15 protein-coding genes and 1 pseudogene are annotated in these 13,070 nt (G+C 69.9%); 5 read left to right on the top strand and 11 right to left on the bottom strand.

What is annotated here, in order from left to right:
* Window positions 1-17 precede the first annotated feature (17 nt).
* Window positions 18-1,154, top strand: coding sequence for a PucR family transcriptional regulator (locus tag H4W80_RS11475; protein WP_192785082.1), 1,137 nt, complete (start codon window positions 18-20; stop codon window positions 1,152-1,154).
* 531 nt (window positions 1,155-1,685) lie between these two features.
* On the opposite strand, the gene H4W80_RS11470 is transcribed toward H4W80_RS11475, so the two are convergent.
* The 4 genes from H4W80_RS11470 to H4W80_RS11455 all read right to left on the bottom strand — a co-directional run bounded on the left by H4W80_RS11470 (window position 1,686) and on the right by H4W80_RS11455 (window position 5,371).
* The gene (locus H4W80_RS11470; RefSeq protein WP_192785081.1) at window positions 1,686-2,060 is read right to left on the bottom strand and encodes a hypothetical protein; all 375 of its coding nucleotides are present in this window, start codon (window positions 2,058-2,060) and stop codon (window positions 1,686-1,688) included.
* A gap of 639 nt (window positions 2,061-2,699) precedes the next feature.
* Window positions 2,700-3,926 carry a S1C family serine protease gene (locus tag H4W80_RS11465; protein WP_192785080.1) on the bottom strand — a complete coding sequence of 409 codons (1,227 nt, stop codon included), beginning with the start codon at window positions 3,924-3,926 and terminating at the stop codon, window positions 2,700-2,702.
* A gap of 132 nt (window positions 3,927-4,058) precedes the next feature.
* Entirely contained in the window at window positions 4,059-4,958 is a 900-nt protein-coding gene (locus H4W80_RS11460) for a cation diffusion facilitator family transporter (RefSeq protein WP_192785079.1), read from the bottom strand.
* The gene (locus H4W80_RS11455) at window positions 4,958-5,371 is read right to left on the bottom strand and encodes an ArsR/SmtB family transcription factor (RefSeq protein WP_192785078.1); all 414 of its coding nucleotides are present in this window, start codon (window positions 5,369-5,371) and stop codon (window positions 4,958-4,960) included. Before H4W80_RS11455 ends, H4W80_RS11460 begins: the two co-directional genes overlap by 1 nt.
* A 513-nt stretch (window positions 5,372-5,884) precedes the next feature.
* Here H4W80_RS11455 and H4W80_RS11450 point away from each other — a divergent pair.
* The 3 genes from H4W80_RS11450 to H4W80_RS11440 all read left to right on the top strand — a co-directional run bounded on the left by H4W80_RS11450 (window position 5,885) and on the right by H4W80_RS11440 (window position 8,738).
* Window positions 5,885-6,277: a hypothetical protein gene (locus tag H4W80_RS11450; RefSeq protein WP_192785077.1), complete on the top strand. Its 393-nt coding sequence runs from the start codon at window positions 5,885-5,887 to the stop codon at window positions 6,275-6,277.
* A 66-nt stretch (window positions 6,278-6,343) separates the two neighbouring features.
* A complete protein-coding gene (locus H4W80_RS11445) occupies window positions 6,344-7,876 on the top strand; it encodes a multicopper oxidase family protein (RefSeq protein ID WP_192785076.1) in 1,533 nt (510 codons plus the stop codon).
* Between the two features lie 13 nt (window positions 7,877-7,889).
* A complete protein-coding gene (locus H4W80_RS11440; protein WP_192785075.1) occupies window positions 7,890-8,738 on the top strand; it encodes a F510_1955 family glycosylhydrolase in 849 nt (282 codons plus the stop codon).
* A gap of 124 nt (window positions 8,739-8,862) precedes the next feature.
* On the opposite strand, the gene H4W80_RS11435 is transcribed toward H4W80_RS11440, so the two are convergent.
* Window positions 8,863-9,252 carry a hypothetical protein gene (locus H4W80_RS11435; RefSeq protein ID WP_318786811.1) on the bottom strand — a complete coding sequence of 130 codons (390 nt, stop codon included), beginning with the start codon at window positions 9,250-9,252 and terminating at the stop codon, window positions 8,863-8,865.
* A 240-nt stretch (window positions 9,253-9,492) separates the two neighbouring features.
* Between H4W80_RS11435 and H4W80_RS11430 the strand changes: the two genes are divergently transcribed.
* A complete protein-coding gene (locus H4W80_RS11430; protein WP_192785073.1) occupies window positions 9,493-9,849 on the top strand; it encodes an aminotransferase class V-fold PLP-dependent enzyme in 357 nt (118 codons plus the stop codon).
* Window positions 9,850-9,985: 136 nt separating this feature from the next.
* Here H4W80_RS11430 and H4W80_RS11425 read toward each other — a convergent pair whose 3' ends face one another.
* The 6 genes and pseudogenes from H4W80_RS11425 to H4W80_RS11405 all read right to left on the bottom strand — a co-directional run bounded on the left by H4W80_RS11425 (window position 9,986) and on the right by H4W80_RS11405 (window position 13,019).
* Window positions 9,986-10,741, bottom strand: a complete 756-nt coding sequence (locus H4W80_RS11425) for a glycerophosphodiester phosphodiesterase (protein ID WP_192785072.1) — start codon at window positions 10,739-10,741, stop codon at window positions 9,986-9,988.
* Between the two features lie 253 nt (window positions 10,742-10,994).
* Complete coding sequence (locus tag H4W80_RS11420) at window positions 10,995-11,357, bottom strand: cytochrome c oxidase assembly protein (RefSeq protein ID WP_192785071.1); 363 nt, start codon at window positions 11,355-11,357, stop codon at window positions 10,995-10,997.
* Window positions 11,358-11,410: 53 nt separating this feature from the next.
* Window positions 11,411-11,890, bottom strand: coding sequence for a hypothetical protein (locus H4W80_RS11415; RefSeq protein ID WP_192785070.1), 480 nt, complete (start codon window positions 11,888-11,890; stop codon window positions 11,411-11,413).
* 135 nt (window positions 11,891-12,025) lie between these two features.
* Window positions 12,026-12,283 (bottom strand): annotated as a pseudogene (locus H4W80_RS64905) (VldE C-terminal domain-containing protein); the annotation flags it as partial.
* A gap of 22 nt (window positions 12,284-12,305) precedes the next feature.
* Window positions 12,306-12,725, bottom strand: a complete 420-nt coding sequence (locus H4W80_RS11410; protein WP_192785069.1) for a hypothetical protein — start codon at window positions 12,723-12,725, stop codon at window positions 12,306-12,308.
* A gap of 75 nt (window positions 12,726-12,800) precedes the next feature.
* A complete protein-coding gene (locus tag H4W80_RS11405) occupies window positions 12,801-13,019 on the bottom strand; it encodes a hypothetical protein (RefSeq protein WP_192785068.1) in 219 nt (72 codons plus the stop codon).
* Window positions 13,020-13,070 lie beyond the last annotated feature (51 nt).

Raw genomic sequence — 13,070 nt, 5'->3', positions numbered from 1 at the left:
TGGGGGGAGAGTCATGCATGGATCTTCAAGACCTGCTGGAAGACCTCGCTCAGCGGCTGGGCTGCGGACTGTTCGTCGACTCGACGGATGGGCGGCTGCTCGGCTACAGCAAGCAGGACGCGCACGCGGACCCGGCCCGCGTCGCCTCGGTCATGTCGCGCCGGGTCCCGCCTGAGATTCGTGAGTGGCAGAACCGGTACGGGATCTCCAAGGCCACGGAGGTCGTCCGCCTGCCCCCGAACGATGAGCTCGGCATACGGGCTCGCTTCTGCGTCCCCATCCGGCGTGATGGGCGGTGCCTCGGCTATCTGTGGATCCCCGCGGACGGTAAGGCGCTCGACGAGACCGCGCTCGGCGCGCTGCAGGGTGCCGCCGCCGAACTGGCCCGGGCCCTGGCAGGGCGGGGCGACGAGCGTGAGGGCCTGATCCGCTGGTTGCTCGATCCGGACCGAACCGGGGAAGGAGCCCGTGATCGGCTGGCTGCGCTCGAGCCGTCGCTGCTCTCCTCCGAGGTCCTCATCTGCGCCGGCGTGCCGATGGGACGCCACCGCGAGCGGGTGCCCGCCTTGTCCGCCACCGAGCTGGAGCGCCTCGGCACGGCTCTACCGCGGGTGCTTCCTTGCTTCGTCACTCCCACGCACGTGATCGCCCTGCTCCTGTCCGGTCCGAGCGGTCCCACGGCCTTGGACGAGGCGCTGCGCAAGGTCGCCCGTCGTCCCTTCGCCATCGGGATCGGTGACCCAGTGCCCTTCGAAGTTCGTGCGGTGCGCGACGCGTATGGACAAGCCAGGGCGGCGGCCGGGGTGGCCGCGCTGGATCCGGCCTTGCCGCGGGTTCTGCCGTGGTCGGGCGCCGGGCCGTACCGCATGTTGCTTCCCGTCGCGCCGGGGGCCGATCCCGTGCTCGTCCCGCTGAAAGAGGATGAAGAGCTTCTGCGGACCCTGGAGACGTACCTCGATGCCGGCTGTGACGTTCAGCGCACGGCGGCGTCGCTGCATCTGCACCGCACCACGGTGTACTACCGGCTCGACCGGATAGCCACGACCCTCGGGGCGGATCTTCGCGACGGGCTGGTGCGCTCCCACCTGCACCTCGCCTTGAAGGCACGTCGTCTCAGCGGCCGGCCCTCGAACGGACACTCCGTGGTGACCTGAGCGGCGACATCGATCGTGACCGCCACGACGTCCTCCCCGGTGGGTGGTTGAAGGTCCCCGCTGCGGGAGTGGCGATGACACGCGCGGGTTTGGGAGCGCCGCCGTGGCTCAGGTCCTGTCACGTGTACAAGAGTCTCCCCACCGCGGTTGCCCTCGTCGAACCAGGTGTGCATCCCTTCCGGGCCCACCTTCCTCTGTGCGGATGCCGTCCACATCAAGGCACGTGCTGACCTGGAGATCCATCGTGAGGGCCGCGCACGGACGCGGCAGGCCGAGGCCCTCCCATGCCCGGGAGAGTCCGGACGTCCGCGACGGCGCTGACAGGACTCTTACGAGGTGAAACTCGTGTGAACCGCCGGCGCCCGTACCCGATCCGTGCCTCCTTGACCGCCGCAGCCCGCGCAACACTCGCAGAGCGGTACGCGGCCGCTCGCACCGAAACCCTGGCTGCCGGCCCGGATCTCGAGCAGCGGGTTACCTGGCCGGCCGGGCCGATCAGCGGGGGATCACTGGCTCCGATCGGCATCGGGGCTAGCCGATGGGGACGCAAATCACCGAAACCTCGACGGTGATCGTCTTGCTCTTGGGGTTGAGGAAGAACAGACCCCAGGCGTCGGCCACGCTCCCCGGCTTGTCGCTGGTGGTCTCGGGCGCGTTCACCTCGACGGTCACAGGATTCTCCAGGTCGTGGTCTCCGTGGTAGGCATAGCCGCCGCCGATGGCGCGCTGCTCCGGCGGGCACACCACGTTTGTGGAGAGATAACCTTTGGGGACCTGCCTGCTCTCCTTCACGACGGTGACCGCGGGCCCCGACAGCCGGCCCGCCGCCGCGACCCCGCCCCAGGCGAGCGCGCCGCCCACCACCACGCCTGCGGCGACGAGCCCGAACCGCGAAAGCCTGCCCATGACCACTTCCCATCTCGATCGGTATGGGACGAGGGTAGATCGGTCGCGTTGAGGATCTGTTGAGGATCCGTCAGACCGCTGACCAGGCAACGGTGAATGTGGTGGCCAGGCCACCTTCGCGCGCCTGGCCGGGCGGCGGCAGGACGCGGCCTGATCCAGGAGCGCGCCCTGGAGGGCCTGGACACCCCCGCGCCGCTGGCCGTGTCGGCGGTCGCCCGGCGACGGTGACCGAGGACGTGCTCGCCGCCGCCCGGCTTCCCGGCACGGCCCCACACCAGCATGGGCCGGCCCGGCTTCCCGGCACGGCCCCACACCAGCATGGGCCGCCCCCACACGAGCATGCTCGCGGGCCGATGCCCGGCATCAGGTGGCTCCGCGGGAAGCCGATCGTCAACACCCGTCAGTCCTCGAACGGTCGGGCGGTCGACCTGGCGCTTGGCCGTTTGCCTGGAGATCGCGTTTGGCGATCGGAGGACTGATCGCGGGCGGTGTGCAGGGTGATGGTGAAGGTGACCCGGTCAGTGTCGGGGGACGACAACCCGCCAGCGCCAACCGGGTGGCGCTGGCGGTGTGGACCGCGGTGGTAGCGCGCGAGAGTGAGCCGGCGCCTCTCCTGATGGCGGACTTGGGGGAGTCCCGCTACCTCTTCTCTTGGAGGGCAACGGTGACCTCGCTGAGCTTGCCGTCCCTCATGTACGTGATCTTGACCTGTTGGCCCGGTTTGAAACCTCTCACCTGTCCGACCACCGTTTCCCCTGCGTCGACCGTCGTGTCGCCGATCTTGGTGATCAGGTCCCCCTGCTTCAGGCCCGCCTTGTCCGCCGGGCTCCCCGCGGTGATCTGCCCGATCAGGGCGCCGGGAACGTCGCCGGTCGCGTCGGTGACGCTCACGCCGAGGAACGCGTGGCTGACCTTGCCGTTGCTGATGAGCTGCTCGGAGACCTGCTTGGCGGTGTTGACCGGGATGGCGAAGCCGACGCCGCCGCCCGCCGCGTTCGAGGCGATCGCGGTGTTGATGCCGATCAGCTCGCCGGTGGCGTTCACCAGCGCGCCGCCGGAGTTGCCGGGGTTGATGGCGGCGTCGGTCTGGATGGCGCCGCCGATCGTGGTCCCGGCGCTCTGCTGCTGCTCCTGGCCCAAGCCCGGCGGGATCTGCTGCCGTTGGTCAGGACCGGTGGTGAGGGTACGGTCGAGCGCGCTGACGATGCCCGCCGTAACCGATCCGTCCAGCCCGAGCGGGCTTCCGATGGCCAGCACCGGGTCGCCGACCTTGAGCGCGCCGCTGTCGCCGAGGGTGGCCTTGGCCAGCCCGGAGACGCCTTCGGCCCTGATGACGGCGAGGTCGGTGGCCGGGTCGGTGCCGACGACGCCGGCCTTGGCCGTCTTGCCGTCGCTGAACTTGACGGTCATCTGCCCGCCGCCCTGGCCGGCCCCTTCGACCACGTGGTTGTTGGTGAGGATGAGCCCGTCCGGCGACAGCACCACTCCGGAGCCCTCGCCGCTCTGGCCCTGGATCATCACGACGGTCGGCTGCACCTTGGCCGCGACCTCGGCCACCGTGAGCTGGTCGGCGGCCGACTTGAAGACTGGGCTCGGCGCGCCGGCGGTGGCCACCGGCTCGGCCCGGAACGTGCTGACAACGACGGCGCCCACAACGCCGCCGCCGATGGCCATGGCGGCCAGGGCCAGCGCGGCGACGGCCCTTCGGCCGGCGCCGGAACCGGGCTCATTCACGGGAGGTGGCGGCGGTGGCGGCTGCTCCATGACGATCGTGTCGCGTCGGGGGAAGCCCCCGGCCACCGGCGGTGCACTGCCGAACTGACTCCACCCGCTGGTCCCCTGCTGATGGGGCTCGCTCGCGTTCATCCGCCATCTCCCTAAGTCCCGATGCTCTCGAAGAGTGTCAGGAGTCACATAAGAGGCGGTTAAGCCCGATGATCGAGGCGAGACAGGGCTCCGCGCTCCTTCGTTTCTGACGGGCCGGGCCTCGGCAGTCGGTTACCAGCCGAGTTCGTCGCAGCCCTTGTGGTTGGCGGGTTCGACCTGGAGGGTGGCGTGGGCGACGCCGTGGCGGCGCAGCAGCACGTCACGGGCCTGGTCCAGGACGGCGTGATTGTCGTTCTGGTCGGCGGTGACGAGGTGGGCGGTGGCGACGTTCATGCCGGAGGTGAGGGTCCACAGGTGCAGGTCGTGTACGTCGCGCACGCCGTCGATCGCGGCCAGGTCGTGTGCGACCGTGGTGGCGTCCATGCCTTCGGGCACGTGCTGGCCGAGCACGGCGAAGACCTGACGGCCCAGGGAGATGGCGCGTACGGCGACGAAGACGCCGATGGCCAGGGCGACGACGGTGTCCCAGAACGTCTGGCCGGTGGCGGCGACGAGCCAGCCCGCGATGATGACGCCGACGGATCCGGCGGTGTCGGCGACGACTTCGAGATAGGCGCCCTTGACGTTGAGGCTCTCGCTGGCGCCTGAGCGCAGCAGTAGCAGGGCGATGAGGTTGACGATCAGGCCGATGGCGCCGACGACGAGCATCGGGCCGGAGGAGACCTCGGCCGGCCCGCCGATCCGGCCGATGGCTTCGGCGACCACGTAGAGGGCGACGCCCAGCATCAGCACGACGGCCAGCAGGGACGCGAACACCTCGGCCCGGTAGGAGCCGTAACTGCGGCGGCCCGTGGTGTCCCGGCGGGTGGCGATTCTGGTGGCGATCAGGGCCGCGCCGAGGGTGACAACGTCGGCGGCCATGTGTCCGGCGTCGGACATCAGTGCCAGCGAGCCGGAGATCAGGCCGTAGGCGAGCTCGACGATGAAGAAGGAGCCGATGAGCGCGAAGGAGACACCGAGGCGCCGGCGGTGCCGGCTGCCCGCGTGACCGTGCCCGTGCCCGGCGCCCATCAGGTGTTTCCGTCGCGTTCGGGGTGGATGGCGTCGGTGTGCTCGGTGTGGGCGAGCGCCAGGTCGAGCAGCATGCGTACGTGCGGGTCTTCCAGGCGGTAGTAGGCCATCCGGCCGGATCGGCGCGCGGCGACGATGCGGTGCGCGCGCAGCAGTCGCAGCGCGTGGGAGACGGCCGACTCGCTCTGGCCGGTCACCGCGGCCAGGTCGCACACGCACAGCTCGCCGTCCAGCAGCGCCACCAGCAGTCGCAGCCGGTTCGGGTCGGACAGCAGGCCGAAGATGTCGGCAGTGTCGGTCAGATCCTCGGCGGCAGGCATGCGCTCGCAGACGGCGGACACCCTGTCCGCGTCGACCACCTTGACAGCACAGCCGTCCATCTTCAACACGCGCTCATCTGAAGACTCTTTCATATAATCAAGTTATGGCGTCGCCTGGATGCCGTGTCAAGAGCGTCCGATTTGTTGGCTGATGTCGCGCAGGGCGTCCGGGAGGCGAACAGGGCAGGCGCGATCTGGACCATGCGCGGAACCTCGCGGATACGGCCACGCGACTGTTGTCGGTCAGCTTTTCATCCGTCTTAGGTCACGACGAATACCGTGTGATCGTCTGGGAGCCAGGGGTGATCGGGGGGAACGCGGCGGTGACGAGGCCGGCCTGGAGCGCGCTGGCCATGACCCTTCGTGCTGCTCTCCCACGGGGTGCCTTCCGCGGATGACCCGTACGCCCCCGCGACCGCCGTAGCCGCGGGCGAGACGAGCCACTAGGCGTACGGCCTGGCCGCCCTCGGTGCGCTCCAGGTGACCATGGGCGCCCTGCGGCTGAGCTCCTCTGGCAGTGCCGCCGGCATCTTCCTGCCGAGGCCAGACGTAGGGCGATACCTCGTGCCGGTAAGGTGAAGCCGTGTCTGTCTGGTGGGATGAGTCGTGAGCGGGAGAAACGCGTTCGCCGCGGTGCTGCCGAAACTCGTGCTCGTGGCCGCCGTCCTGCTGGGCGTCGGGCTCAGTTACGCCACCGCACACTTCTGCGCGGCCGCTCACACCGCGGTCGGCGCCTGCGCCTCCGCGTCGGGTGACGATCATCCTGGCATGAGCGCAGGCCACGGGTCGTCCGTCGGCTCCGATCACGGTCCTGTCGTGTTGTGCCTGGCCGCGCTGGCCGCGGTGGTCGTCGTGTTCGTGCTGGCCCTGTTCGGCCTCGGCCGGCCGAATGCCATCGGTCGCTCGGGCGCGCATCGCCCGAGGGAACTGCCCGCGGTGCGCGGGTCGCCGCTGCCGTACGCGCTTTCTCTCCGACGCGTAGCGGTTCTGCGGACATAGGAGTCCTCTGGGCCGGGCTGAGCCCGGCGTCAAGGATTCCCGTCCGTTTCGAACCGTGAGCGATTCATGACATCCATCGATCGACGGTTCTTCCTGCGTGCCGGCGTGGCCGCCGTGGGAGGAGCCGTGTTGTCGGCGTGCTCGACGAGCGAGAGCACCACTTTTGTTCAGCCTGGTGGGGCGCAGGTGCGGGCCGCCGAAGCCGCCCGGCGTCCTGGCTCCGTACGGGAGTTCCGGCTCCTCGCCCATGAGGGGCGAGCCGACCTCGGCGGGCCGACCGTGCGGACCTGGCTGTACGGCGATCGCCTGCCTGGCCAGGTGATCCGCGTCGCCAACGGGGAGGTGGTCCGGGCCAGGCTCGTCAACCGGCTGCCGAAGGAGACGACCGTGCACTGGCACGGCCTGGCGTTGCGCAACGACGCCGACGGCGTGCCGGGCGTGACCCAACAGCCCGTTCCGTCCGGCGGCGAGCACCTCTACGAGTTCACCGCCGCCCATCCGGGGACCTACTGGTTCCATCCGCACCATGGCACGCAGCTCGACTGCGGCCTTTACGCGCCGCTGATCGTCGAGGACCCGGCCGAGCCGCTCGGCTACGACGAGGAATGGGTCGTCGTCCTGGATGACTGGATGGACGGCGTGACCGGCACCCCCGACGACGTGCTGGCGGAGCTGACCGCGATGGCGGGCATGACGACCGGCGGTGGCGGACACGACGGCCACGGCGGCATGGCCATGCCCACGCCCACGCCGACCGCGTCGGCGAAGTGGCCGCACATGATGATGAACGCCGAGAGCGACCTGCTCGGCGGAGACGCCGGCGACGTCTACTACCCGCATTTCCTGATCAACGGGCGGGTGGCCGCCGCTCCGGAGACGTTCACCGCCAAGCCGGGTGTCCGGGTGCGCATCAGGTTGATCAACGCGGGTGGCGACACCGCGTTCCGGGTGGCGCTGGGCGGCCACCGGCTGACCGTCACCCACGCCGACGGCTTCCCGGTGGAGCCGGTGGAGACCGACGCGCTGCTGCTCGGCATGGGCGAACGCTACGACGTGCTGGTCACCCTGAAGGACGGCGCCTTTCCCCTGGTCGCGCTGGCGGAAGGCAAGCGGGGGCTGGCCCGTGCCCTGGTTCGCACCGCCAAGAGCGCCAGAACCCCGCAGGCCGATGCCCGGCCCGACGAGCTGAACAGCCGCATCGTCGGCTATGACCAGCTGAAACCCGCGCAGGACGTACGGCTGCCGCAGCGGGCCGCAGATCGGACGATCACTCTGAACCTCACCGGAACCATGGCCAAGTACGACTGGGCCATCAACGGCAGGAAATACGACCCGAAGATCATCGAGCCGATCAGGTCCGGGGAGCGGGTCAGGCTGTCGTTCGTCAACCAGAGCCTGATGTGGCACCCCATGCACCTGCACGGCCACACCTTCGCCCTGGCGCGGACCGGCCTCAGGAAGGACACCGCGATCGTGCTCCCGGGCGCGACCCTCGACGTCGACTTCGACGCCGACAATCCCGGCCTGTGGATGATCCACTGCCACAACGTCTACCACGCCGAGGCCGGGATGATGAGCCTGCTCGGCTACCAGGCCTGAAAGGACCCGCGCGATGATCAAGAAACTGGGGCTGGCGCTTGCCCTGGCCATCGGCCTGACGGCGTGCGGTGCCGGCGAACCGGCCGCCACCCCTTCCGCCCGTCCCTCGGACGTGGGCGTCGGGCACGTTCACGGCCTGGGGGTGGACCCCGCGACCGGCAAGACCTACGTCGCGGGCCACTTCGGCCTGTTCACCCTGGAGAACGGGAAGCTGGTCAGGGTGGGGGACCGGGACGCCGACCACATGGGTTTCACGGTCGCCGGCCCGAAGACCTTCTACGCCAGCGGGCACCCCGCCGCGGATGACGTCACCGCCGGCGAGCCGCCGCACCTCGGGCTGATCCGCTCCACCGACTCCGGCCTCACCTGGGAGCAGGTGGCGCTGGCGGGCAAGGCCGACTTCCATGCCTTGCAGGTCGCGGGGAAGACGGCCTACGGGTACGACAGCCAGACCGGCCAGATCTGGCGCGGGCAGGGAGCCGACCTCGAGCCGGCCGCCCGGCTTGACCTGCTCGACCTCGCCGCCGGCGCCGACGCGCCCGATCGCCTCTACGCCACGACGCCCGACGGTGTGAAGGTCAGCGGCGACTCCGGCAAATCCTTCGAAGCGCTGAAGGGAGCCCCGCTGCTGTCGTTCCTGGACGTCGTCGGCAAGGATCGGCTGGTCGGCGTCGACCCGGGCGGCCAGGTGCAGGTCAGTGCCGACCGAGGAGCGACCTGGCAGCCGGCCGGGCGCCTGCCCATGCAGGCCGTCGCCTTCACCGCCGTATCCGCCGAGCGTCTCCTGGCCGCCGCCATGGACGGCACGGTCTACGAGTCGATGAACGGCGGCAAGGACTTCACGACCGTCCACCAGCCCTGACGAGGGTCGAGGCTGCCCCGGACGCGATGTCAGCGGGCCGGCCGGGGCTTGCGGCAGGGAATCAGCTGAGCGACCCCGCCGCAGGCCTGGCCGACGCCGCCCAGTCGCTTCGGTGATTGTCTCCTTATTTCTGTCCCCCCGTTTCGACCGGCACAGCGCGGGGCGTGGCGGGTGAGGGCGTCGGAGGTTCCGGCAGTTGGTCATGGTCCACCAGGCCGGTGGATTCCGGGTAGGTCATGTCGCCGGGCAGCGCGACGCCCAGCTTCTTCGCGGTCTGGCGGGTCATCAGGTCCAGCTTCGCGTGTTCGTTCATGATCTGCCTGCCGACCTCCTTGGCGCGCTGCGACTCGGCGTACTCGCCTACGGGCATCTCCCACAGGCCCGCCTGCCGCACTTTGATGAGCAGGTCACGGTCCGCCGCCGTGAGAGGGCCTGATGACGTCTGCGTCGCCGCGGTGGCGGCGGGATCGATCGAGGGCGGCATGACCAGCACGATCGTCGCCGCGGCCGCCACGACGAAGCCGCGAGCGTGAACAGCTCACCGCGGAGCAGCGCGCTTCGGGGTCCAGGTGGACGTGGTGCCCAACGACGGGCTCGGCCAGATCTCCGTCGAGGCCCTGCGCGAGATGATCGACGATCGTGTCCGGCTCATCTCGATCACGCATATCCCGACCTGCACGGCGCTCGCTGGGTCGCTTCGGGTCGCTATGAGGTGCAGCCGGGGGCGCGCAGGTTCGAGAACTGGGAGTACGGTGTGGCCGCCCGGCTCGGCCATCGACGAGGCGCTCGGCTGGGGCCTGGCCCATACCGTGACCGCGTCTACGCCCTTGCCGGCCTGCTGCGCGCACGGCTGGCCGCGATCCCCGGCTGCCAGGTCCGTGACCAAGGGACTGAGCAGTGCGGCATCGTCACCTTCACTGTCGACGGAGTGCCCGCCGATGAGATCAAAGACCGGTTGGCCGGTCGATCGATCAACGTCAGCGTCTCACGCGCGCCTTCGACGCTCCTGGACATGACCGATCGCGGCCTGGCATCGGTGGTGCGGGCCTCCGTTCACTACTACAACACCGAAGAGGAGATGGACCGGCTCCTCGAGGAACTGGCGGATTGACCGCGCTTCGCCGACGGCCTGGTAGTGCAGCATGACGGCCATCACCAGGGCGAACCGGCCGTGGCCGGACGCTTGGGACGGGACCGTCGACGGTCGCGGCGTGGCTGTGCGGGGGCGGATTGCCGCGTCCGGCGATTCAGGGGGCGCATATGGTGCTTGCCCAGCTCGAATACTGGGCGCTTCGGTCAGTGATGATGCGGTCGACGCCATATCCGGCCAAGCGCCGCCAGTCGGCGGGCGTGTTGGGGGTCCATGCGTAGACGGGCACTCCGGCGGAGTGGTACTGGCGCACTTGTGAGCGGGAGAGCCGGTCGTGGCGGACGGCGACGAACGCGTAGCCCCGGGCCTGGGCGGGAGAGGGGGCGGTGCGAGCCACCAGTCCCTGGGCGACCGGCAGGAAGGACACTCGTGTCAGCGCACCGGGGAGAAACGAGGTCAGCGCCGTCCAGCGGTAGGGGCGATAGTGGCGATAGACGGCAGCAAGCGCTTGGCTGTCAGCCTCGTCCGGCACGCTTTTCAGCTCGATCAGCACCAGGTTGGCGCGGCCGCGGAGCACGCCCAGCGCCTGCGCCAAGGTGGGCGGCGCGAGTCCGTCACCGCCACGCAGTGTGCGCATCCGGGCCAGGGTCGAGGTGGCCACCAAGCCGTTGCCGTTCGTGGAGCGGTTCAGCGTGGCGTCATGCATGAGCACCGGCTGATGATCTTTGGTGAAGCGGATGTCGATCTCCATCTGCCGGGCGCCGGCGGCCAGCGCCCGCCGCAGCGAGGCGAGCGTGTTCTCCGACCCCGGGAGGGGATAGCCGCGATGGGCGATCAAGCCGGGTGCACGGCACCGGCCGCCCGCCCGGACGGCGTCGGCAGGGGCGGCTGAAGTGGGGATCAACGTGAACACGATGAGCACGGCTGTCGCAGCGGGCCGCCGCCACGCGCGCGTCGGCCGCGGTCGGGGCCGTGCCAGGGGCGATGCGTTTGCGCAGGCAGTAGCTCCAGGCCGCGCCGGAGCGGCGGTGGTGACGTGGACGGTTCTCATACAGAGCCCCTTCCTGTGCGCGTCCGCACCGGGCCCGCGGAGCCCGGTGTAACAGGTGGTCCGGTCCTGACCAACGGCACCTGATACAAAGAGTAGTCGTTTCATTGCACAGAGTTTAAGCATCTGACCAGATGTTCATCTGTAGATGTAGCGCCTGGCGGCCGGTCTCAGCGGCGATCCCCATCTGCGTGAAGACGACGATGAGGACGAGCCCGACCGTCCAGGCGATCGACCGCCCCAGAGGCCAGGAGTCACCTCTGCGGCGCAGCCGGACGACCCCCGCCGCGTATCCGGCGGCGCCGGCGAGGGTCAGCAGGGCGAAGAAGAGGTCCAGGCGCCACAGCGAGGCCAGGCGGGCGGTGGTGAGCTCGGGCGGCATCGCGTATCCCAGCAGGTCGCCAACCAGGTCGACGGGTAGCGCGGTGGGCGGCGGTGAGGTCCGCGACAGGGCCACCGCCAGCCCGATGGCGGCGGCCATGACCACGACAGCGCCGGCCGCGAGCCGGATGAAGGCCCGTGGCCGGCCGGCGTTCAGGGCTGCCAGTGTGTGGTGGCGGTGAAGCCGGCCGAACCCTCCCAGGATGACCAAGGTGGCCGTCTTGGCCAGGATGGGCAGCCCGTACGAGGAGGAGAACAGCTGGCCGAGTGGCCGGTCAGTACGGGCGGAAGCAGCGTCAGCAGCGCGACGGCGAGCAGTCCGGCGGCGCCATGCGCGCTCACCACCCCTCTGGCGTATCCCGCGACGCAGCCCGCCAGGATCAGCACCAGCGGCAGCATGGTGCCTTGCGGGACGGTGGTGACGAAGCTGACGATCACTGTGCCGCTCAGCCCCGTGGCGGGCACCGCCAGGAGATCCGACAGCGTGAACAGCATGGTCAGCGCGGTCGTCCCGGCCCAGGACAGGGCGGCCCACGACGCCATGCGCGCATATCCCCGCGCCTCGGGGGACAGCAGCCCCTTGGTGGAGGGGAGCAGGACGGTCGCCATGAGCAGCAGGCCCACTGTCATCACGGCGGACAGGTCGGCGCCGAGCCTGGCGACCGGCAGTCCCCAGCGCGTGACGGTTCCGGCGTCGGGGAGCCCGGCGATCTCGACAGTGATGGCGGCCCGGGGCGCGACTCCGCGCCGCGCCTGCGAACTTCTACGTCAAGCAGAAGTTCTGTCGCATGTCGAATACAGAGGTTGTAAGAGTTCGCTACTGCATCGAGATGTGCACGTGGTCCCGGTGATGCCGCCGCGGTCGGACATGGTTCTCCAGCTGGAGCCCTGCCAGATGCGCTGCTTGTAGATCACGTACTTGATGCCCAGGCGGGAGGCGTTCCTGATCGCCCATGCCGCCAGGGCGTCACCCTGAGCCGACTGGGCGGGGGAGGGCCACGTGCCGCCTCGCGTGATCATGAAATCACAGGCGCGTCCCTGGGGATGCTCACCGCCGTCCTGAAGCGAGCGGAAAACACCCGATGCTGGGCAACATGAACCGGCGTTTCACCTGATCTCGCACCATCCGGGTGCGAGGGGTGATGTTGTCGGCGCCCGACGGCAGCTCCGGCACCCAGCTGCCGTCGGACCTGCGCACTCCCGGCGCGGCCATGAGGCGGTCGATCCGGTCGGTGATCTGGGCGATGAGCTTGTCGGCCCTCTGTCGTTCCGCGCGCAGCCGGGTCCCGCGATCGCGCAGCTCACGCGTTCTCGCGGTGGCGGTCTCCTGGGCGCGCTGGCGCGCGTCGCGGGCGGTGGCGTACCGGCTGATGATCGCCTGCTGGTTCTGCGCCTGCTCCTGCAGGGCCGCGGCCGCGTGGAGGGCGGCGTGCGGTTCCTGGGCGCCCATCGGGACGCTCTGGCTCACCGGTGGTCTGGTAGGCGAGCGCCACCAGCTTGACCAGCTGCTCGCGGGTGGCGTCGTAGTCGCCCTGCGCGGTCCTCAGCCGGTCGCGGCCTCCTTCTCCGCGCGCTGGGCGGCGGCCAGAGCGGCCAGGTTGGCGTTGTGGCCGGCGGCTGCGCGATCGAAATCCTTCTGGAGCCGGCCGAGTTGCTCGGCGGTGGGCTTGGGCTCCGCGTGCGCCGGGAGCATGACGAGCGTGGCGACAGTGAGGAACGAGCCGACCGTGCTATATGAAACCCTCAGCCATCCAGCCGTCACGCCTGCTCCCTCTCCAGCTTCTTCTACGCTCCGTAGAAGTATGGGGGAGTC

It is taken from the genome of Nonomuraea angiospora (assembly GCF_014873145.1).
GTDB lineage: Bacteria > Actinomycetota > Actinomycetes > Streptosporangiales > Streptosporangiaceae > Nonomuraea > Nonomuraea angiospora.
Note: the sequence above shows the minus strand (reverse complement) of the source record. Positions and strands in the feature narration are given on the sequence as shown.